Consider the following 20789-nt stretch of genomic DNA (forward strand, 5'->3'; position numbering starts at 1 on the left):
ACAATTCCGGCGTCCGGTAGGTTTCCAGCATGCGCGGTGATATCCAGTGAGGGTTTCCGGGGCGACCGGCGCCGCGATCGTGATCGCCGCAGCACTCCTTCCGCTCCTCAGCGGATGCTCGGCCGCACCGGCGCCGAAGCTCTCGGTAGCGCTGTTTCAGAACCGCGCCGACTACGCGACCCGCAGCCTGCAGGTCGAGATCACCAATCGCGGAGCAACGGATGTGGTCATCACCGCTGCCACCTTCACCTCCGCCTACTTCGAGGGAACCGGCACCGCCGGGCATCTGCCCTACACCCTTGTCGCCGGCATGACCACGGACTTCCCGGCGACCGTCCCGCCGCCGGTCTGCGAGGGACCGGACACCACGCCGACCGCCACGATCCACGTCACTCCCGAGGGTGGTTCCCCCCTCGTCGTCACGAGCACACCGAAGGTGCCGTTCAACTCCCTCGGCGCCCTGCACGCGCAGGACTGTGGGCAGCAGGCCTTCGAGAAGGTCGCGAGCATCACCCCGGCGCCGCACCTGCGGTTCGAGACTCGGGATGGCTCGGAGCTCGCCCTCCTCGACGTCACCTTCGCCCCGACGGGGTCCCCCGGCACTGTGACACTCGTGTCCACCACCGGCACGACGCTGCTGATCCCCACGGAGGGTGAGGTGCGTCCGCTGGGAATCACCTTCAGTGCGGCGAGTGCCCCGACGGTGCTCACCTTCGACTTCGTGCCGTCCCGGTGCGGAACCCACGTGATCTCCGAAGACAAGATCGGCACGCTCATCCCGTTCCACGCCGTCGCGGGAAAGTTCGAGGACGCCTACTTCCGGGTCGCGGTCTCCCCCGTGGTCAAGGCGGAGTTCTACGACTGGGTGGGCCGCTACTGCGGGCAGTAGCCCTCAGCGCCCACCCTCGAGATTGCGGTTGCGCTGGGCCACTCCGGCGACACCATAGGGATAGTCGTCGGCACGGGGTGCGCTCGCCGCGGTGAGGCTGTCGAGCTGCTCCGGTGAGAGTTTCAGGTCGACGGCGCCCATGTTGTCGGTGAGTTGGGCGACGGTGCGAGCCCCGAGGATCACCGAGGTCACCGCGGGCTGGGCTCCGAGCCACGCGAGCGCGACCTGCGAGGAGCTCGCGCCGTGGGCATCCGCAATCGACTTCACCGTGTCGATGATCGTCCAGGTCTGCTCGCGGGCGTTGCGCTGCTTCCAGGCCTCCATGCCGCGCTCGGGGTTCTCCCCGAGGCGCGTTGCGCCGGTGGGCGCCTGGTCGCGCACGTACTTGCCGCTCAGCCAGCCGCCGCCGAGGGGCGACCACGGCAGCAGTCCGATGCCCGCGTCGAGGGCCGCCGGCACTACCTCGTGTTCGATGTCACGCACCAGAAGGCTGTATTGCGGTTGCAGGGTGACGGGCGGCGCCCAACCATGGGCCTTCGCCACGTGCACGGCCTTGGTCAGCTGCCAGCCGAGGTAGTTGGAGAAGCCGTAGTAGGCGATCTTGCCCTGCCCGATCGCGTCGTTCAGAAATCCGAGGGTCTCCTCGATCGGGGTGAAGGCGTCCCACGCGTGCATCTGGTAGAGGTCGATCTGATCCACGCCCAGACGGCGGAGGGATGCGTCGAGCGCGCGCCCGAGGTGACGGCGGCTGAGTCCGAGGTCGTTGGGCCCGGTCCCCATCGGGAAGCGTCCCTTGGTGGCGATCACCACCTGCTCACGCTCGGTGGGGTGCGAGGCGAGCCAGCTGCCGATGATCTTCTCCGAGGTGCCGGAGCTGTAGACATCCGCGGTGTCGATGAATGTTCCGCCGGACTCGAGGAAGGAATCGAGAATGAGGTGGGATGTTTTCTCGTCGGCCTCCGCGCCGAAGGTCATGGTTCCGAGGGCCTGCGCTGACACGACTGTGCCGCTGTTTCCGAGTGTGCGAAATTCCATACTTTCGACGGTAGTCCCGATCTGGTGGTGCGCTACCCCGTCTGCAGAGCGCGGCCCGATCCCGTAGATTTCTTCTTAGGTTTCGTTAGCCCGATGTGGTGCACGATGTGGTGCACGGGCCGGCCGCGAACACAGATCGAGGAGCACTCATGAGCGAGTACGTCGTCACCAATCCCGCCACCGGAGCACAGGGAGCCGTCTTCCCGCCGGCGACCGATGCCGAGTTGGATGCCGCCCTCGGTTCCGCCGACACGGCGCACCGCACCTGGTCGCGCACGAGCACCCTTGCCGAGCGCACGGCTCTCGTGCAGAGGGTCGCCGAACTCCATGTCGAGCGTCGGGAGGCGCTCGCCGAGATCATCGTGCGCGAGATGGGCAAGCCGCTCGACCAGGCTCTCGGCGAGGTCGATTTCAGCGGAGCGATCTACTCCTACTACGCCGAGAACGGCGAGAAGTTCCTCGCCGACGAGCAGATCGATCTTCTCGACGGTGAGGGCAGCGCGTTCGTGCGCCGGTCATCCCTCGGCGCGCTTCTCGGCATCATGCCGTGGAACTTCCCCTACTACCAGGTGGCCCGCTTCGCCGGCCCGAACCTGGTGCTCGGCAACACCATCCTGCTGAAGCACGCGGGGCAGTGCCCGGAATCGGCGGCCGCCATCGAGCAGATCTTCCACGACGCCGGGTTCCCCGAGGGCGCTTACGTCAACATCTACGCGTCCAATGAGCAGATCGCCGAGCTGATCGCGGATCCGCGCCTCGTCGGGGTCTCCCTCACCGGTTCGGAGCGCGCCGGGGCGGCTGTCGCCGAGGTGGCAGGCCGCAACCTGAAGAAGGTCGTCCTCGAGCTCGGCGGGTCGGACCCGTTCATCCTGCTCAGCACCGACGACATGGATGCAACGGTCGATGCTGCCGTCTCCGGCCGCATCGATAACAACGGTCAGGCCTGCAACGCGGCCAAGCGGTTCGTCGTGCTCGGCGACCTGTACGAGGACTTCCTCGCCCGCTTCACCGCGAAGCTCACCCAGCCCACTCCGTCGGACCCGATGGCGGATGGCACGGTGCTCGGCCCGCTGTCGTCCGCGCTCGCCGCAGACCGCCTCGACGAGCAGGTCGAGCGGGCGATCGCCCAGGGCGCGACCGTCGTCGCTCGGGGCGAGCGCAGCGGCACCTACTTCCCGTCGGTGGTGCTCACCGGCGTCACGGCGCAGATGGACGCCCACCACGAGGAGTTCTTCGGCCCGGTCGCCATCGTCTACAGCGTGCCGGATGAGGCCGCGGCCGTCACTCTGGCGAATGACACCCCGTTCGGGCTCGGTTCGTACCTCTTCTCAACGGACTCCGAGCAGGTGCTGCGCGTCGCCGACCAGATCGAGGCCGGCATGGTCTTCGTCAACGGCGTGGGGCTCGACAGCCCGGAACTGCCCTTCGGAGGCATCAAGCGCAGCGGGTTCGGCCGCGAGCTCGGGCGCTTCGGCATCGAAGAGTTCGTGAACCGCAAGATGATCCGCATCCTCAAGTAGCGACCGAGGAGACGCCACCGGGGCCGCAGCACCTCCCCGGCGAGGGCCGGTCTCGGGTGCGGTCGCGCCCGATCCTAAGGCGAGAAGTGTCGCCAGTGCCCCTCGGATACGACACCGACGGAATCATCGACGACCGTTATCGCGGTCTGGTCATCGATCGCAGAGCACGAGCGACCCATCCCTGCGGCCCATTTTTCCGCCGCTGCCATCGAGTTGCCCGGCAGTTCACCCGTGGTCAGATGCGGGCAGATCGAGAAGTCGACAACCCCCAGGGTGGTGTCGTCTCCGTTTGGTGGTTGCCAGCCGACAAACTCTGTGCCGATGCGTGGAGTCATCACCATGCTGCCGGCGCTGAGCCCCACCCAAACCATCCTGCTCAACGACGGGAGCATCTCGGCCAGCCCCGACTGCCGCATCCAGTGAGACAGGTAGAGGGCGTCACCGCCGGCAACGAGAAGGCCATCCGTCTCGCGAACCAGCGGCTTCCAGCGGCTTTCGTCAAGGCTCGGCGGGGCCGTCAGCTCGAGCACCCCGACGGACTTCCAGCCGAGGTCGACCAGGTGATTCTCGGACCTGCCGGAGATGAACTCCCATGCCGTGACTCCAGGCCCCACCCAGGGGTGACCGTATTGGGCCGTCGGGATGCAGCATCTGCAACGGATCCGGCATTCGCCCCTGTGTTCACCGCGCAGGAGTGCCCGATCTCCGTCAGCCTAGGGTTTCGGGCGCCAGACATCCATGGCGCTCACGACCGGCTGCGGGTCGGGCCGCCCTGGTGATCTCCCGCGGCATCCGACCCGGGGATCGCGGGAGGGACCACGGATGCCCCGGCTCCGAAACAGCACCGCCCCTTTTCCTGCGCCTGGCGGGTTTCTCGGCATAGTGTGAGGACATGAGAGGTGCTCGCCCGGGTGACGCGGAGAACGAGGGATCCCGCGCGACTCTGCTGGCCGCGGCGGACAACGCCAGACTGCGGCGGCGGATGGCCGCACGCCTCACCCTCCTGATGGGTGTCGTTCTCGTTGGTGGTTCGCTTTTGCTCTGGCCTCGAGGCCTGTTCGGGCTCGGGAACACCGAGCCAGAGGGTTCCGTCCTCCTGATCGTGTCAGGGTCGGCACTCCTGCTTCTCGGCATCGGCGGCATCGCGTGGTCCACTCGCAGGCTCTCGCGACTGCAGAGCAGCTACAGCTCGACCGGTAAACCAGACTCGGGATTCGTGTTCCAGCCCGATAGCGGGGTTCCCCAGATCGGTCAGGGGCACGGGGGACCGATGGATGCCAGCGCGGCGCTGTTCGCCAATCCGCACAAGGTCAATAACGGCCGTCGGTAGGCAGCGGAGACACTGGGCGGGACGGTGGCCGAGGTCCCCTTCGGCCTCCCGACGAAACGGGGACATCGGGGAATTCCGCTCGATGTTTACCGTTGTCTTGGAGAGACCTCGCGACGGTGATCGGAAAGCTCCGGTCGCGGTGATCCGCGGGGAACCCAAGGAAAGAAGTCTGCTGATGGAACGCACCAACCTGGACCTCACCGACCGCAACGGAATCATCACGGGCGCAGGCCAAGGAATCGGACGCGCTCTCGCGCTCGAATTCGGTCGACGCGGGGGCCATCTGCTTCTCGTCGGCAGGCAGGAGCAGACGCTCGCAGAAACGGCGCGGATGGTGGCCACCGAGGGCGGAACCGCCGACATCCTGGTCGAAGACCTCACCCGGGAGGGTGCCGTGGATCGCGTCGCGGAGGCGGTCGCGTCGTGGAGCGTCGTCGATCTGCTCGTCAACAATGCGGGGAATGTGCGTGCCGGAAGGCTCGAACTGACCAGTGATGCGGACGTTCATTCGATGATCGACCTGAACCTCACCACCCCGATTCTCCTGACCAAGGCATTGCTTCCCGCACTTCGACGCTCCGGCGCGGACCGTGGCAGCATCCTGCTCAATATCGCCAGCGGCATTGCGCTCGTCGGCATGCCGTTCTACTCCGTCTATGCGGCCACCAAGGCCGGAATCGCGCAGTTCGGCGAATCACTTCGGCGGGAGGTGTTCGGCAGCGGCCTGCATGTCGCCACCGTCTATCCCGGCGCAACCGACACGGCGATGATGACCTCGCAGAGCGCCGGAGCAGAACTCGGCTGGGAGCGTCGCTCCCTCGAGGACGTCATCACGGATGTCATCGCGGCACTGGAGGCCGGCGAGCACGAGATCAACACCGCGCCGGAGAGTCGCCGGGCGATGCAACAGCTCAACCTCACCGATCCCCTGGCCGTCGATGCCTCGATCGCCCCGAACCTCGACGCGCTCGAGCTCGCCGTGCGAGACCACCGCAGCATCTGAACTCGGGTGTAACGAGACGACCCACCCGCGTCAAGGCATACCCGAAATCGTGTTTCGGGATGATGATGAATTGGTGACGCACGAACTGATGACACCCGAAAGTACTCTCAAACGCATCATGTGGACGGGCACCGCGTGGTTCGCCGTCGCGGTCGGTGCGTCGGCCGTGACCCTGGGATTGCTGCTGGGCAGCGGATGGCGCCCCGCGGTGCTGGCCCCAGGTCTGTCGGTGTTGTGGTGGGTCGGGGCCGCGGTCGTCGCACTGTCCATCGGAATGATCGGGTGGTCTGGATGCCCGGTGCTGGAGGTGGATGTTCCGACCGCCGGTCGGAACAAGAGCCGCACCATGCAACTCGGAACCATGATGTTCATCGTCGGTGGGACGGCGGCGATGCTCGCCGTGCTGCTCGGGCCCGCTCGGTAGGCGGGGCGGGGCGGGGCCAGTCGCCGGGGATGGCCATTGACAGAGCACTTGTTTTTTGCAAGTGTTGCCTCACCCCGAAGACGGGACCCAGCGAGGGAGACCATGATGCCCACGATGTTCGTCAACCTGCCGGTGACCGACCTGGAGCGCGCGAAGGCGTTCTACACCGCGATCGGATTCACCATCAACCCGCTCTTCACCGATCACAACGCGGCCTGCGTCGTCGTCGAGGAGGACCACAGCTACATCATGATCCACGTGCGCGAGTACTTCCAGACCTTCACCGACCTCGCGATCGGTGATCCGGCGGTGAGCCCCACGGCATCCGTCGCGATCTTCGTCGACAGCCGGGAGGCAGTCGATACGGCCGTCACGGACGGACTCGCTGCGGGCGGATCGGAACCCCGCCCGGCCTCGGACTACGGCTTCATGTACCAGCGGGGGGTAAACGATCCCGACGGGAATTCCATCGACTTCGGGTGGATGGATCCGGTCGCCGCCGCACAAGGCCCCGAGGCCGCCCTCGGCCAGCAGGGCTGAGGGCATGGCCGCGCGTGACTACGGGCAATACGGCGGCATTACCCAAGCGTTGGAGCTCGTGGGCGAACGCTGGGCGCTGCTCATCGTTCGCGACCTGCTTGTCGGGCCGCGCCGGTATGGCGAGCTCGCTGCGGGGCTCCCGCGCATCCCGAGCAACATCCTCGCGGCGCGACTCAAGGAGCTGCAGGCGGCCGGCATCCTGCGCCGGGTGCCCCACTCCCGAGTCATCGTCTATGAGCTCACGCCGTACGGCCACGAGTTGGAGCCCGTCGTGCTCGCTCTCGGCGCCTGGGGTTACAAGACCCTGGGTGATCCGCGGGAGGAGCAGATCATCACCCCCGATTCGATGACGATGGATCTGCGCACCGCCTTCCGATCCGAGGTGGCGGCGGACCTGCCGTCGACCGCCTACTCGGCGCGACTCGGTGCTGCGGAGTTGCTGATCCGGGTGCGCGGATCCGCCCTCGACGTGAGCCGCGGGGACGGGGTAGCCGACCTCGCCTTCTGCGCCGGACCGGACATCCGTCGGCTCATCTCCGGTGAGCTGAGCCCGCATCGCGCGATCCAGACGGGTGTGGTCGAGGTGCTGCGCGGCCGAGGGGAGCTGCTCGACCGCTTTGCGACCACGTTCCATCTGGCCGCCTGAGCCCGAGGGTCACCGCCTGCCGGTCACACTCGCTGCTGGCCTGAGCGACGCTGCACCCCGGCCAGGACTGCCGGGTCCGCTCGGAAGTCGATGCGCGTGACCTGCCCGCTATCGATGCTGAAGTCGAAGACGACCTTCGGTTCGCCGAGATGGATCCAGGCCGCCGCCGCTCGCTCCGCGACATAGACGGGAAAGGCGGCCTTCGCCGCGCCCGTGAAGAACGTCGCGACCGGCTCTCTCCCCTCGATGTGTTCGGGGGTTCCCAGCGCTATCGCCGCGGGATCGCCGCGCACAATGACGTCCGGGGCGAGGAGCTCGAGCAAGCGGGCGAATTCGCCGTTCCGGGCCGCGGCCAGGAAGGCGTCCACCACCTGCCAGTCGGCGTGCCCGTCCGGGCGCTCCACCGGGGTCGTCGACAGCGACAGCTTGCTGCGCGCCCGGGAGGCCAGCTTGCGGGAGGCCGCCGGAGTCTGCCCCAGGATCTCCGCGATCGTGGCGAAGGGAAATCCGAAATTGTCGTGCAGCACGAAGGCGACGCGCTCGGAGGGAGTCAGCCGATCGAGAAGCACCTGCAGCGCAACCCCGACGGTCTCGGCGAGAGCCATCTGCTCTGACGCGTCGAGTGTGGTCTCGGCGGCCTCGACCAGCGCTTCGGGCCGCGGCACTCGGGCGCGCAGTCGATCCAGACACAGGCGGGTCGTCACCGTCGTCAACCACCCCGCGAGGTTGTCGATGTCGCCGTCGGCCGCATTCATCCGCAGCCACGCGGTCTGCACGACATCCTCCGCTTCGTGGGGATCACCGAGCACCCGCCCGGCGACCCTCAGCAACCGGGGTCGATGGTGCTCGAACTCGTCGGTCTGGTCCACGATGGTCCCCATCCTCATCGGTCTGCGGCAGGGTCGAGGCTCAACCTAGTCCTCTGGCAGGGCGGCGAACGCCTTCTTGGTGCCGGAATACCAGTCCATCGACTGCTTCGGATGCTTCCAGCGATTCTTCATGGCCTCGCGCGCCTGCTCATGGGTGCGGTCGCCATCCATCACCGCCTGCTTGAGATGGCGGTCCTGGTCTGTGATGACCTGGTCGGCGGTCTCTGCGCTCAGCTGATGATCACACGGGCCGCCCAGCTGGCGACAGGTCATGGTTTTCATCGGTGTAGTTCCCATTCGTTCGTTTGCGCGGGGTTGCGGAGTGCAGCCCCTACCTAGATGACGATTCGGGAGGGCGAAGTGTGACCGGAGGGCGGATTCGGGCACGCCGAGTCGCGCGGCCTCTGGTCAGAGGGTCGTGGCAGCCTCCGCGAGCTTCCCCCGGAATCCGGATCGGCCGTAGCCGATGATGAAGTACCCGAGCGGTGACAACAGCCACAACAGGAGCACGCTGAACGTCGCTCTGCGACCGGTCGACCCGGCGCAGGTGGGGCGAGCTAGCATCGCTTCATGCGCAGCATGTCGGCCGAGGGCTCCACCACCGTGGGAGGAGAGCGCGTGCTGATCCTCTCCGCCGGGGTGGGATCGGGGCACAACAGCGCGGCGGCGGCAGTGCAACAGGCGTGCCTCGCACGCGACGATGTCGCCGAAGTGCGGGTGCTCGACGTGCTGCAGGAAAGCAGCGTGCTATATCGCGACCTGTTGGGGAAGGGCTACTTCGTTCTCGTGGAGAACCTGCCGTGGCTGGTCGAGTGGGCCTACGACATCAGCGATCCGCCGTTCCGTCGGCGCGGCCCGATCGACCCCTGGACCCGGGCGAACGCACTTCCGGTGGTCGCTGCTATCAAGAAGTTCCGACCGACCGCGATCGTCAGCACCCACTTCTTGCCGGCCCAGTTGCTGGCCTCGTTGCTGCTCCGCGGCACGATCGATGCGAAGACCGCCATCGTCACGACGGATTACGACTTCCAGGGCCTGTGGCTGACGAGTGCCTTCCATGCGCTCTTCGTCGCGAGGGAGGAGGGGAGGGTGCAGCTCACCTCCCTCGGCCTGCCCCCCGACCGCGTCGCCGTCACCGGCATCCCGATCGCGGCTCAACCGCAACCGGTGCCGGAACGCGACCCCGAGGCATCGCCGATGCTGCTGATCTCCGCTGGTGCGGCCGGCGGCGACTACGCCGTCGCGGTGGTGCGGCAGACACTGCACATCCGTTCCCCGTTCACAGCAACGATCGTGTGTGGACGAAACGATGGGCTGCGGCAGCGCATCGAGCAGCTCGTCGCGCCAGCCGGCGACCGCTACCGCGTGCTCGGATACACGGCGGAGATGCCGCAGCTGTTGAGCCGCGCCGACCTGTTCGTTGGCAAACCGGGCGGGCTGTCGGCATCGGAGTGCATGGCCGCCGGGCTTCCCATGGTGCTCGTGAACCCCATCCCGGGGCAGGAGGTCCGCAACGGGGACTACCTGATGGAGCAGGGGGCAGCGGTGCGCTGCAATTCCACCGCCACCATCGGTTGGAAGATCGATGAGCTGCTGCGAGAGCCGGGGCGGCTCGAGCGGATGCAGGCGGCGGCGCGGCGGATCGGCCGTCCCGACGCGGCCACCGAGGTGCTGAGCGGCCTGCTCTCCGGGCCATCCCGTCCCTTGATCGTGACGCGCGCCGCGCAGAAGACGATCCTCGCCGCGAGCGAGCAGCGTCAGATCGCCAGCGACCTGACGGGACCGACCTCCCTGGTGCGCCTGATCGACCGGGCCACCGACAGCACGGTCTCGCTGATGCAGGCCGAGGAGCTCGTCGACCTGCAGAAGCGGTACGCCGACCCCGCGGGAAACCTGGTGCTTCGGCGCGACGATACCCGAGTGTCGTTCCGATGGGAGGCTCGGCGGTTGCTCCGCAGCGTGCTGCGCCACGACGATTCACTCGCGGTGCGCGTGGAAGGGCTCGCGGCGGTTACTCCCGCCCGTGCCGAGGGCACGCCGGCCGGTTGATGCCGGCGCCGCCCCGGTCATCCGGTCTCGGCGGCGTCCTGAACGGCGGCTCGGCGCAGCGGGCGTGCGCCCTCCCAGCCGCCCGGGCTGTGCTGGGCGGCGAGAACGGCCCAGTCGCCGGGGCGGGCCGACCACCGGTGAGTCTCCGGATCGCGTTGCAGCGTCGGTCCGGCATCCAGCTCGACGCTCACCGTCGTCTCCGCACCCGGCGGCAGCGTGACCTTCTGGAAACCCAGCAACTGAGCGACGGGCCTGCGAAGTGAGACGTCCGCGGCATAGATCTGCACGACGGTCGACCCAGCGCGGTCGCCGGTGTTGGTGACGAGCACCTGCGCCGTTCCTCCCGTGTCGTCGAAGCTGTGGTCGAGAAGCCGATGTTCGATCGTCGTGTAGCCCAAGCCGAAGCCGAGCGGGAAGCCGGCGGCATGACCCTCCTCGTCGAGCAGGCGCTGACCCCACCGGTCGTCATAGACGACGGACTTCGCCGCGCTGTCGAAGGCCGGGAGGTGCGCGAGATCCGTCGGCACGACGAACGGCAGGCGCCCGCCCGGCTCCAGGGTGCCGGTCAGCACACTCGCGAGGGCGTGCCCCCCTTCCATCCCGCCGTACCAGGCGAGGAGGAGCGCCGGCACGCGATCCTGCCAGGTCGCGGTGAGGATCGCACTTCCCCCGATCAGCACGACGATGGTGCGGGGGTTGGCGGCGACGACATCGCGGATGAGGCGGATGTCGTTCGGCCGAAGATCGAGCGAACTGCGATCGCCCCCTCTCACGAAGTGGGACGCCAGGTGCGCGAGACCTATGAAGAGCCGACGGAGGGGGCCTGAGCCGAAGGCCCGACCGAGCACGCCCACATCCACGCCGCCGGTGACGACGGACTCTCCCTCGTCGTGCTGGTCGAGACCGACGACGAGGACGACCGTCTCCGCAGCCGCGGCCACCGCTGCGGCGGAGAGTGAGTCCGTGCCGGAGTCGGTGGTGATCTTCACCCCCGGAAGCGCCTCCCGCAGGCCCCGCAGCGGGGAGACCGTCGTGGGAGGGCGCACGCGGGACGAGCCATGATCGCCGAGGTTCGCCTCTGCTGCCAGTCGGCCGATCACGGCGAGATTGCGGATGCCGGGATCCAGGGGCAGCAGTGGTGCCGTTCCCGCCGCCTCGTTCTTGAGCAGCACGATCGACTCCGCGGCGACCCGGTAGGCGAGGTCCCGGTGGGCCGGGGAGGCGATGAGGGCGGCACTGGGCTCCGCCATCTCGCGGGTCGCGGCATGCAACACCGTGGTGCGCAGGATGCGGCGTGCGGACTGCTGGACGGTCGCGCGGGACAGGGCACCCGATCGCAGCGCCACCGGAAGGGCACGGGCGCGCAGCAGCCGCAATGGCATCTCCACGTCCATCCCCGCTTCCAGGCTGGCGACCGCATCATGGGTGCCGAACACCCAGTCGCTCGTCACGAACCCCGGGAATCCCCACTCGTGCCGTAGGACACCGGTGAGCAGGGCACCGTTGACGTCCATGTATTCGCCCCGCACCCGGTTGTAGGCACTCATCACCGAGTCGGCTCCGGCATCCAGCACCGCCTTGAAGTGCGGCAGGTACACCTCGTGAAGGGCGTGGTCGTCGACCGACACGTCGACCTCGAAGCGCTCGTTCTCCATCGAGTTGAGCGCGAAGTGCTTCACGCACGCCATCACGTTCACGCGGAGACCCCGGGTCATCGCGGATCCCATCCGGCCGGTGAGCACCGGATCCTCTCCGTAACACTCCTGCGCCCGGCCCCACGCGGGGTGACGGAGGAGGTTGACGCACACGGAGGCGGCATAGTTCGCGCCCCGTGCCCGGGTCTCCAGGCCGATCGCGAGGCCGACTCGCTCCTCGAGCTCCGGATCCCAGGTCGCGGCCCGCGCCATTGTCACGGGGAAGGCCGTGGAGGCGCCGATCACAACGCCGCGCGCGCCGTCACTGAAACGGATGCCCGGGATGCCGAGCCGCGGCACCGCACCGGCAACGAACGGTCGGCGGCCGAGCAGCACCGGGATGAAGGGCAACAGCCGGCGCGGGGAGTCCCCGTCGAGCAGCCCGAGCACTTCTCTCACCGTCATCCGGTCGATCAGTCGGTCCGCGGCATCATCCGGGTCGAGCTCGCCCGCCCTCACCGCTCGGACGGCATCGCCGTACGCGGTGCGCTCAGCCCTCACCGGTTCCATCCATCGGTCGCCGACGCTGCACTACTTCCGCGAACTCTCCCGATGCCCCGCGACCATCCCATGATTCGATTCTTCACCCTGCGACCGAGCTCCACACACACGGCGACAAGGGCATTGCGTTGCGCGCGCTCGTGGTGCCGGGCTCGCGGGTGCGCTAATCGAGGCAGAACTCGTTGCCCTCCGGGTCGCGCATCGTGATGAATCCGGATTCCCCCGTCGCGCTGTCCGGCTCCACCCGATAGGCGCGAGTCGCACCGAGCGCTGCGAGGCGATCGGCCTCGATCTCGAGGGTGATCATGCGTTCGTCGCCCTCGAGCCCCGGTGCCGCGCGAATATCGAGGTGTACCCGATTCTTGGCGACCTTTGCCTCGGGAACGCGTTGGAAGAACACCCGGGGGCGGGATCCCTCGGCCGCAACGATCGCCGAGCGCGAGTTCCACTGCTCGGGCGGAACGCCGAATGCGGCGAGGGCCGCCTCCCACGACTCGAACCCGGGCGGCGGCGGTTGCACCTCGTACCCGAGCGCTTCGGCCCAGAAGAGCGCCAACGCGCCGGGATCAGCGCAATCAAAGGTGATCTGCACGTCCTTCATCATCACCCCAGCCTGCCAGAGGGCTCCGACAACCGTCTGGTGAGGGTGCCCGCTCCCGCTCCCTCGAGCCATCCGGCTCGCCTCCCCTTGACATTCAATCGTTTAGTTGAATAATTGACCCTGTGACCCCCACTGTGACTCAGACTTTCGCCGCCATCGGTGATCCGATCAGATCGACGATCGTCGACCGGTTGGCGAGCTCGGATGCGACGGTCGGCGAACTCGTCGCGCTCTTCGAGATCTCCTTCCAGGCCGTCTCGCAGCATCTCGATGTGCTCGAACGCGCCGGCTTGCTCACGCGTCGGCGGGAGGGACGCACACGGAGGGTCCAACTGGTTCTCGAGCCGCTCGAGGAGGCGCTCACGTGGATGGAATCACGACGAGACCGCCTCGAGCAGCGCTATGCGCGCCTCGATGACCTGCTCGACACACTGAGCGATTCGACCGAAACCCCAGAGGAGAGACCATGAACACGCACGACATCCGCCAGCCGGGACTCACTGCCCACTCGCGAATTGGCGAGCAGAGCATCTTTCACCGCCGGGAGTTCGCGGCATCGGCCGAGAAGGTGCAGCGTGCCCACACCGAGGCGGATCTGTTCTCTCGGTGGATGGGGCCCCGCGGCACGACCGTGCGCATCGAGCGTTTCGATGCGACCTCGGGGGGTGCGTTCCGCTACGTCGTGGAGTCCGCATCGGGCAGTTGGGCATTTCGAGGCTCGTACCATCTCGTCACTCCGGGTCTCATCGTGCACACCTGGGAGTATGAGGGCGAGCCCGGCGCAACCCTCGAGACGCTGCGCTTCGTCACGCTCGGAGACGATTCCAGCGCACTGGAGGTGACCTCCACCTACACGTCGAAGGAAGCGTGCGACGCGATGCTCGCGTCTGGAATGGATTCCGGAATGGACGAGGACTTCGAACGCCTGGATGCCGTGCTGGAGCACGCCCCGGCCTGAGGCGTTATCAGCGGAACGCCGGGATCCCGGTGATGTGGTTACCGATCACGAGGGTGTGCACTTCGTCCGTGCCCTCGTAGGTGCGCACGCTCTCGAGGTTGTTGGCATGGCGGAGCGGCGAGTAGTCGAGGGTGATGCCGTTGCCGCCGAGCATGGCACGGGCATCCCGCGCGATCTGGATGGCCTCGCGGCAGTTGTTGAGCTTGCCGATCGAGATCTGGTGCGGCTGCAGCGTTCCGGCATCCTTCAGGCGACCGAGCTGAAGCGCCAGCAGGGTTCCCTTGTTGATCTCGAGGGCCATGTTCACGAGCTTCTCCTGCGTGAGCTGGTAGCCGGCGAGTGGTTTGCCGAACTGGAGCCGCTGCTTCGAGTAGTCGAGAGCGGCGAGGTAGCTGTCGCGGGCCGCGCCCATGACCCCCCAGATGATGCCGTACCGGGCCTCGTTGAGGCACTCGAAGGGACCGCGCAGTCCCTTCGCCTTCGGCAGCATGGCCGAGGCGGGAATGCGCACCTCCGCGAGTTCGATCTCGCACTGGATGGAGGCCCGCATCGACAGTTTCTGGGGGATGACGGTCGCGGTGAACCCGGTCGTGCCGGTGGGAACGAGGAAGCCCCGGATGCCGTCATCCGTCATCGCCCAGATCACGGCGATGTCGGCGATCGAGGCGAGACCGATCCAGCGTTTGGTGCCGTTGATCACCCAGTCGTCCCCGTCGCGCCGGGCGAACGTCGTCATGCTGCCGGGGTCTGAGCCCGCAGTTGGTTCGGTGAGCCCGAAGCATCCGATGGCCGTGCCCGCTGCCAGGCGCGGCAGCCATTCCTGCTTCTGCTCCTCAGAGCCGTGCCTGTGGATCGCTGTCATCGCGAGCGATCCTTGAACGCTCACAAAGGTGCGAAGGCCAGAGTCGCCGGCCTCCAGTTCGAGGGCTGCGATGCCGTACTCGACCGCTGAGCGGCCCGGGCAGCCGTAGCCGCTGAGATGCATGCCCAGCAGGCCGAGCTCCGCGAGGCGCGGGATGATCTCGGTGGGGAACACCGCGGCGTCGTACCAGCCGGCGATGTGTGGCTTGATCTCCGCGTCGACGAAGGCTCGCACCGTGCTGCGCAACTCGAGTTCCGAGTCGCTGAGCAGCGAGTCGACGTCGATGAGGTCGGAGGTCTCGGGCACGGGGGTTCCTTCGGTCGGGGTCATTCGCACGGTACCAGTCGCCCATTCAGGCGACGGGGCAGGTTCCACGGATTCTGCGGCTGCAGCATGAGCGGAAGCTGGATGGATGTCGCGTTCTGCAGGCTCACCGGGCGCACGAACCGGGCGAGACCGGCGGCGCCGACGCTCGTCGCATCCGGGCGGGAGGTCGCGGGCCAGGGTCCGCCGTGCTGTTGCGACCAGGTCGTGGCCACTCCGGTTGGCCAGGCGTTGACGGCCACGCGCCCCACCCGCTGGGCGAGCTGCGCGATGGCGGACACGGCATCCTCATCACCATCTGCGCCGCTGAACACCGAGCCGGCGAGCGAGGGCTGGAGGCGATCGAGGGCGGCGAGGGCGTCGGCTACGGTGTCGTATTCAGCGACGAGGGCGACCGGGCCGAAGCACTCGTCGAGCAGTCGGGAGCCGGGCGCGAGCTCGTCGAGGGATACGGAGATCACTCGCGGAGTGACCTCGTAACCGGCGGGCTGCGGTTCTGGAGTGGTGTGGGGGTCGAGCTCGGCGAGACCGCGGCGGTAGGCGGCGGCGATTCCGGCGGTGAGGAGAGGCGCCGCGGCGACTCGGGCGACGGATGCGGAGATCGATTCGACGAAGCCGTGACCGGCCGGCACGAGGATGAGGCCGGGCTTGGTACAGAACTGCCCGGCGCCCAGTGTGAAGGAGTCGACGAACCCCTGGGCTATCGCGTCGCGGTCGGTGGCAGCCGCGGGAGTGACGAACACCGGGTTGACCGTGCCCATTTCCGCGAAGACGGGGATGCCGCGACGAGCGCCGCGCTCGACGAGCGCCATGCCCGCCTGCTGGCTGCCGGTGAACGCCACCGCGCGAACGAGGGGGGAGTCGACGAGCTGAAGGCCCGAGTCGAAGCCGACCACGACGTCGAAGCTGCCCTCGGGGGCGCCGGCGGCGGCCAGCGCATCCCGCACCATCTGGCCGAGGCGCACACTGAGCCGCGGATGAGCGGGGTGCGCCTTCACCACCACCGGGCAGCCCGCCGCCAGGGCGCTCGCCACATCGTGCCCGAAGATGCCGAAACCGAAGGGGAAGTTGCTTGCGCCGAAGACGCCGACCACGCCGACGGGCACGTTCCCGCGCACGATCGTGGATTCGCCATCGAGCTCGTCGCGGCTCACGGCGAGGTAGCTTCCCTCGCGGGCCACCGAGCCGTAGAACCGGGCGCTCGCGGCCATGCGTGCCAGTTCGCCCTCGAGGCGGGCGAGCCCGAGCCCGGTCTCGGACCGGGCGAGGTCGACGAGTTCAGCGGAGGCCGCGAGCACAGCGGCGGCGGCGGCGGCGAGCCAGCCCTCGCGGGTCGCCGGACTGAGGTTCGCCAGCGCGGGGGCCGCGCCGTTCGCGCGGTGCAGGATGCGGGAGACGTCCTCTGGTGTCGAGTGCGGTACCGCGCCGGTGCGCTCGCCGGTGTGGGGGTCGAAGCTGGCGTCCTCCGCGGTCGCCGCCGGCGTCATGCCGCGGCGCCCTGCTCTTCGATGGCGGCGGTGAGCACCCTCAGGCCGTCCTCGAGCAGTTCGGTGCCGATGACCAGAGGGGGGAGCAGGCGGATGACGTTGCCGAAGGTGCCGCAGACCAGCACGAGCACTCCCGCGGCATGACAGGCGGCGGCGACCGCCTTGGCGACATCCGGGCGGGGCGCGAGGGTGCCGGGGTCGGCGAATTCCACGGCGAGCATCGCACCACGGCCCCGCACTTCGGCCACGACGGGCACGGAGTCGAGGAGTGGTTCGAGGTGGGAACGCGAGATGCTCTCGATGGCAGCCGCGTTGGCGAGGAGCGATCCGTCCGCGAAGGCCTCGAAGACCCCGAGCGCGGCAGCGCAGGCGAGCGGGTTGCCGGCATAGGTGCCGCCGAGGCCGCCGCTGGGCACCGCGTTCAAGAGCTCCGTTCGACCCGTCACTGCCGAGAGCGGAAGACCGCCACCGAGAGCCTTCGCGGTGATGATCAGGTCGGCGACGACGCCCTCGCTCTCACTGGCGAAGAGGGTGCCGGTGCGGCCCATGCCGGCCTGGATCTCGTCCATGACGAAGACGATGCCGTGGGCATCCGCGATCGCCCGCAACCCGGCAAGGAAACCCTCGGCCGGAACGAGGAAGCCGCCCTCGCCCTGGATCGGTTCGATGACCATGGCGGCGAAGGTCTCTGGCCCGTTTTCGGCGAGGATCGCCTCGACGGCGGCGAGCGCTTCGGCTGCGGCGTTCTCGGCACCGCTCGGCCAGCGGAGGGGTGCCGCATTCGGCGCGCGGAAGATCTGCTCGGGAAAGGGCCCGAAGCCCTGCTTGTACGGCTTCTCCTTCGCCGTCATCGCCATGGTGAGAAGGGAGCGACCGTGGTACGCCTCGTCGAAGACCAGCACGTTCGGGCGACCCGTTGAGGTTCGCGCGATCTTGATGGCGTTTTCCACGGCCTCCGCGCCGGTGGAGAACAGGGCGGTGCGCTTGTCGAAGGTTCCGGGCGTGTGCTCATTCAGCCAGCGACAGACCTCGGTGAATCCCTCGTACTCGGTGACCATGAAACAGGTATGGGTGAAGCGATCGAGCTGCGCGGCGACCTGCGCCTGAACGAAGTGGTTCGTCGCTCCGACACTCGTGACGGCGATCCCCGAGGCGAAGTCGATGATGCGGTTGCCGTCGACATCCTGCAGGATGCCGCCCTCGGCGCGGTCGATGAAGACCGGCAGGGCGGTGCCGAACGCACTCGTCACCTGGCCGTCGCGTTGCTCCTGCAACTCCCGGGATCGCGGCCCGGGAATCGAGTGGGCGATGTGACGGGACTGGGGCACGGACGGGAGAGGAGTGGCCATGGGGCCACGATATTCCTGTGAGGAAGACCCGTCATTGGATGAATCGACTAAGTTCCGAACTGATTTAGATAAACTGGCCACGAGTTCGGAGGGTTCGCACATGGTCACACTGGAGCAGTTGTGCGAGCGGCTCGGCGGCGACCTCCGACCCGCCGCCCCCGGGCCGATCGGACGCCAGCAGCTCACGGGCGTGCACATCTCGGAGCTGGCCGATCCCACTCCCTATCTCGAGGGCGGTGAGCTGCTGCTCACCACGGGGATCCCGCTGCATGGCGGTGCCCAGGCGATTCGCGACTACGTTGAGCGGCTCGCCGCAAAGGGTGTCGCCGCTCTCGCCCTCGGCCTGGGAGCGGGCACCGACCGGGTGGATCCCGAGCTCGTCGCGGCCTGCGCAGAGGCATCCTTTGATCTGCTGCTCGTGCCGGAGGCGGTGCCATTCCTGCACATCTCTCGCGGATTCTGGCAGCTGGTCGGCAGGTCTGAGCAGGCGGACCTGGCCTCGCGCCTTGGGCTTCAGACGGCCCTGGCGCGGGCGGCAACCCGGAACGATGCCGTCGAAGGCATCGTCACCGTGCTCGCCAGGGGGCTGGGGGGTTGGGCGGCCTATCTGCCGGCCGACGGCGGCGTCGAGACGATCTGGCCGGCGACGGCCGCCGAGGTCGTGCCGCAACTGCGCGTCGAATCCGCTCGCTTCGATCTCGTCGGCACCTATTCGGCCGCCACTTTTCCGGTGAACGGCACGGATGTCGTCGAGCACTCGATCACCGTCGGTCCGCGCACCGTCGGCTTCCTGGCCGTCGGGGCGGGGCGCGGCCTGCGCAAAGCCGACCGTCAGCTGATTCTCACGTCGTGCATGCTGCTCTCCCTCACCGCCCAGCGCGCGCAGGATTCGTCCCGGGTGGGCGTGGCGCTCGGGCGCAGCGTCGCCACGCTCATCCTCGCCGGCCACGTGGATGCGGCGCGACTTGTCGCCGAGCAGGCCGGGCTCGCACCGATCGGCGAATTCGCGAGACTGCTCGCGGTGCGGTCAGAGGTGCCCCTGGACGCTCGGGAGCTCGATGCGACGATCGGGTCGCTCGGCCTGCCGGAGTCCACGCTGCGTGCGGAGATCGGAGGGCTGGCGATCGTCATTCTTCCGGAGGGTCCGGATCACGAGGCCGGCCCGGTCGCGGCCGGTGTCGCCGCCTCACTCAGCTCGTCACTGCCGCTCAGCTCTGTCGGCGTCAGAGTCACCGCGGTGCTGTCCGCCTGCCGTGCGGCCGCTTTCGGCACGCTGGTCGGTGCCACCGGATCCCCCGAGACACGGGGCGATGCCTGGGTTGAGCTGCTCGCGCGGCAGCCGCGCGGTGACCTGCGCCGCACGGTGCGGAGCTATCTCGCCCACCGGGGGCAGTGGGAGGCCGCGGCGCGCGAGCTCGGCATCCACCGCAATTCCGTGCGTCACCGGATCGCCGTGGCGACGGATCTGCTCGGGGTGGATCTCGCCGATCCCGACGTCGCCGCCACCCTGTGGATCGCCCTTCGCGGTGAGGCGCTCAGCTCACGGGCTCGGTGAGCCAGTCGCGAACCGCGGCATCCTGCTCGCCCAGGAGCGGAGGGGCGGCAGTGCGGTGGGGGAGCGGCGGGGTCCAGGTGATCGGGTGGCGCACCTGCGTCGCGACGGTGGCCCCGGATGCGTCGACGACCTCGATGGTCGGCTCGAGCCCGAGGGACGACGCGAGTTCGAGACCGTCCGCGATCGTGCCGACGCGCCCCGCCGGCACTCCGACCTCGGTCAGACGGCGCTGCCACTCCGCGGCTCCCGTGGTGTGAAGCCGCTCTTCGAGCAGCGGCACCAGCGCTGCGCGATTCGCGACCCGAAGCGCGTTCGTGAGAAAGCGCGGATCCCCGGCCAGCGATGCCGCGCCGAGCACCTCGGCGAGACGGCGGAACTGGCCGTCGTTGCCGCAGGCGACGGCGATGGGGCCATCCCCGCAGTCGAGAGTCTCGTAGGGAGCGATGGACGGATGAGTGTTGCCGAGGCGCACCGGGATCACTCCCGCGCCGAGATAGGCCTGGGCCTGATTGGCCAGTGACCCCTGCAGGCTCGACAGCAGGTTCAGTTCGAGGAGGGCGCCGAGGCCGGTCGACTGGCGGCGAAAGAGTGCCGCGAGGATGCCCGCGACGGCATCCTTCGCCGTCAGGACGTCGACCAGGGCGACCCCGGCCTTCACCGCTTCGCCATCCGCCTCCCCGGTGATGCTCATGAGGCCACCGAGCGCCTGCACCACGAAGTCGTAGCCGAGCAGGTCACGGCCGCCGGTGCTGCCGAAGCCCGTGATCGAGGCGTACACGATCCCCGGGTTCGATTTCCGCACCGTGTGGTAGTCGAGGCCCAGCCTCTCCATTCCGCCGGGTTTGAAGTTCTCGACCACCACGTCGGCGCGGTCGATCAACTCCCGGGCGAGCTCGAGGTCCCGAGAATCGGTGAGCTCGAGACAGACCGACTCCTTGTTGCGATTGACGCTCTCGAAATAGGTGGAGCCGGTGGCGGAGAACGGGGGGCCCCACGACCGGGTGTCATCGCCGACATCCGGTCGCTCCACTTTGATGACCCGGGCACCGAGGTCGGCGAGGGTCATGGTGGCGAGCGGCCCGGCGAGAACGCGCGAGAAGTCGGCGACGAGGATTCCGGCGAGGGGCGCCTCGGGTGTTGGCATGGTCATCGG

At 68.2% G+C, this 20789-nt stretch carries 22 protein-coding genes; 11 read left to right on the forward strand and 11 right to left on the reverse strand.

What is annotated here, in order from left to right; all coding sequences use genetic code 11:
• Positions 1–46 precede the first annotated feature (46 nt).
• On the forward strand, positions 47–889 hold the full coding sequence (locus ABIB54_RS00360; RefSeq protein WP_354573543.1) for a hypothetical protein: 843 nt from the start codon (positions 47–49) through the stop codon (positions 887–889).
• 3 nt (positions 890–892) lie between these two features.
• On the opposite strand, the gene ABIB54_RS00365 is transcribed toward ABIB54_RS00360, so the two are convergent.
• The gene (locus ABIB54_RS00365) at positions 893–1924 is read right to left on the reverse strand and encodes an aldo/keto reductase (RefSeq protein WP_354573544.1); all 1032 of its coding nucleotides are present in this window, start codon (positions 1922–1924) and stop codon (positions 893–895) included.
• A gap of 149 nt (positions 1925–2073) precedes the next feature.
• Between ABIB54_RS00365 and ABIB54_RS00370 the strand changes: the two genes are divergently transcribed.
• Complete coding sequence (locus ABIB54_RS00370) at positions 2074–3444, forward strand: NAD-dependent succinate-semialdehyde dehydrogenase (protein WP_354573545.1); 1371 nt, start codon at positions 2074–2076, stop codon at positions 3442–3444.
• A 74-nt stretch (positions 3445–3518) separates the two neighbouring features.
• Here the strand turns inward: ABIB54_RS00370 and ABIB54_RS00375 are convergent, their stop codons facing one another.
• The gene (locus ABIB54_RS00375) at positions 3519–4058 is read right to left on the reverse strand and encodes a Type 1 glutamine amidotransferase-like domain-containing protein (RefSeq protein ID WP_354573546.1); all 540 of its coding nucleotides are present in this window, start codon (positions 4056–4058) and stop codon (positions 3519–3521) included.
• 278 nt (positions 4059–4336) lie between these two features.
• Here ABIB54_RS00375 and ABIB54_RS00380 point away from each other — a divergent pair, with 278 nt between their 5' ends.
• The 5 genes from ABIB54_RS00380 (at position 4337) to ABIB54_RS00400 (ending at position 7387) form a co-directional block, all read left to right on the forward strand.
• Entirely contained in the window at positions 4337–4774 is a 438-nt protein-coding gene (locus ABIB54_RS00380) for a hypothetical protein (RefSeq protein ID WP_354573547.1), read from the forward strand.
• A 175-nt stretch (positions 4775–4949) separates the two neighbouring features.
• Positions 4950–5777, forward strand: coding sequence for an SDR family NAD(P)-dependent oxidoreductase (locus ABIB54_RS00385; protein ID WP_354573548.1), 828 nt, complete (start codon positions 4950–4952; stop codon positions 5775–5777).
• 73 nt (positions 5778–5850) lie between these two features.
• The gene (locus tag ABIB54_RS00390) at positions 5851–6201 is read left to right on the forward strand and encodes a hypothetical protein (protein ID WP_354573549.1); all 351 of its coding nucleotides are present in this window, start codon (positions 5851–5853) and stop codon (positions 6199–6201) included.
• Positions 6202–6306: 105 nt separating this feature from the next.
• A complete protein-coding gene (locus tag ABIB54_RS00395) occupies positions 6307–6741 on the forward strand; it encodes a VOC family protein (RefSeq protein ID WP_354573550.1) in 435 nt (144 codons plus the stop codon).
• Positions 6742–6745: 4 nt separating this feature from the next.
• Complete coding sequence (locus ABIB54_RS00400; RefSeq protein WP_354573551.1) at positions 6746–7387, forward strand: winged helix-turn-helix transcriptional regulator; 642 nt, start codon at positions 6746–6748, stop codon at positions 7385–7387.
• A gap of 23 nt (positions 7388–7410) precedes the next feature.
• Here ABIB54_RS00400 and ABIB54_RS00405 read toward each other — a convergent pair whose 3' ends face one another.
• From ABIB54_RS00405 to ABIB54_RS00415, 3 genes are all read right to left on the reverse strand, one after another.
• Positions 7411–8256, reverse strand: a complete 846-nt coding sequence (locus ABIB54_RS00405) for a sigma-70 family RNA polymerase sigma factor (RefSeq protein WP_354573552.1) — start codon at positions 8254–8256, stop codon at positions 7411–7413.
• 45 nt (positions 8257–8301) lie between these two features.
• Positions 8302–8538 (reverse strand): hypothetical protein, encoded by a 237-nt coding sequence (locus ABIB54_RS00410; protein ID WP_354573553.1) that lies wholly within the window; start codon positions 8536–8538, stop codon positions 8302–8304.
• A 126-nt stretch (positions 8539–8664) separates the two neighbouring features.
• Entirely contained in the window at positions 8665–8820 is a 156-nt protein-coding gene (locus tag ABIB54_RS00415; protein WP_354573554.1) for a hypothetical protein, read from the reverse strand.
• Between the two features lie 6 nt (positions 8821–8826).
• On the opposite strand from ABIB54_RS00415, the gene ABIB54_RS00420 reads away from it, so the two are divergent.
• Positions 8827–10305, forward strand: a complete 1479-nt coding sequence (locus ABIB54_RS00420; RefSeq protein WP_502917023.1) for an MGDG synthase family glycosyltransferase — start codon at positions 8827–8829, stop codon at positions 10303–10305.
• A 17-nt stretch (positions 10306–10322) separates the two neighbouring features.
• Here the strand turns inward: ABIB54_RS00420 and ABIB54_RS00425 are convergent, their stop codons facing one another.
• Together ABIB54_RS00425 and ABIB54_RS00430 are read right to left on the reverse strand one after the other, a co-directional pair.
• Positions 10323–12509 (reverse strand): beta-glucosidase, encoded by a 2187-nt coding sequence (locus tag ABIB54_RS00425; protein ID WP_354573555.1) that lies wholly within the window; start codon positions 12507–12509, stop codon positions 10323–10325.
• A gap of 154 nt (positions 12510–12663) precedes the next feature.
• A complete protein-coding gene (locus ABIB54_RS00430; RefSeq protein ID WP_354573556.1) occupies positions 12664–13104 on the reverse strand; it encodes a VOC family protein in 441 nt (146 codons plus the stop codon).
• Positions 13105–13223: 119 nt separating this feature from the next.
• On the opposite strand from ABIB54_RS00430, the gene ABIB54_RS00435 reads away from it, so the two are divergent.
• Positions 13224–13571: an ArsR/SmtB family transcription factor gene (locus tag ABIB54_RS00435; RefSeq protein WP_354573557.1), complete on the forward strand. Its 348-nt coding sequence runs from the start codon at positions 13224–13226 to the stop codon at positions 13569–13571.
• Entirely contained in the window at positions 13568–14059 is a 492-nt protein-coding gene (locus ABIB54_RS00440) for an SRPBCC domain-containing protein (RefSeq protein ID WP_354573558.1), read from the forward strand. Before ABIB54_RS00435 ends, ABIB54_RS00440 begins: the two co-directional genes overlap by 4 nt.
• 7 nt (positions 14060–14066) lie before the next feature.
• Here the strand turns inward: ABIB54_RS00440 and ABIB54_RS00445 are convergent, their stop codons facing one another.
• From ABIB54_RS00445 to ABIB54_RS00455, 3 genes are read right to left on the reverse strand one after another with little or no spacing between them, the layout of a single operon-like run.
• Positions 14067–15251, reverse strand: a complete 1185-nt coding sequence (locus ABIB54_RS00445; protein WP_354573559.1) for an acyl-CoA dehydrogenase family protein — start codon at positions 15249–15251, stop codon at positions 14067–14069.
• On the reverse strand, positions 15248–16732 hold the full coding sequence (locus ABIB54_RS00450; RefSeq protein WP_354573560.1) for an aldehyde dehydrogenase family protein: 1485 nt from the start codon (positions 16730–16732) through the stop codon (positions 15248–15250). The genes ABIB54_RS00445 and ABIB54_RS00450 overlap by 4 nt, the downstream gene beginning before the upstream one ends.
• Positions 16729–18081 (reverse strand): aminotransferase class III-fold pyridoxal phosphate-dependent enzyme, encoded by a 1353-nt coding sequence (locus tag ABIB54_RS00455; protein ID WP_354573561.1) that lies wholly within the window; start codon positions 18079–18081, stop codon positions 16729–16731. Before ABIB54_RS00455 ends, ABIB54_RS00450 begins: the two co-directional genes overlap by 4 nt.
• 100 nt (positions 18082–18181) lie before the next feature.
• Here ABIB54_RS00455 and ABIB54_RS00460 point away from each other — a divergent pair, with 100 nt between their 5' ends.
• Positions 18182–19636 carry a PucR family transcriptional regulator ligand-binding domain-containing protein gene (locus tag ABIB54_RS00460; protein WP_354573562.1) on the forward strand — a complete coding sequence of 485 codons (1455 nt, stop codon included), beginning with the start codon at positions 18182–18184 and terminating at the stop codon, positions 19634–19636.
• Here the strand turns inward: ABIB54_RS00460 and ABIB54_RS00465 are convergent.
• Positions 19617–20786, reverse strand: coding sequence for a CaiB/BaiF CoA transferase family protein (locus ABIB54_RS00465; protein WP_354573563.1), 1170 nt, complete (start codon positions 20784–20786; stop codon positions 19617–19619). The genes ABIB54_RS00460 and ABIB54_RS00465 overlap by 20 nt on opposite strands.
• Positions 20787–20789 lie beyond the last annotated feature (3 nt).

The sequence above is a fragment of the Frigoribacterium sp. UYMn621 genome, from assembly GCF_040549525.1.
GTDB lineage: Bacteria > Actinomycetota > Actinomycetes > Actinomycetales > Microbacteriaceae > Lacisediminihabitans.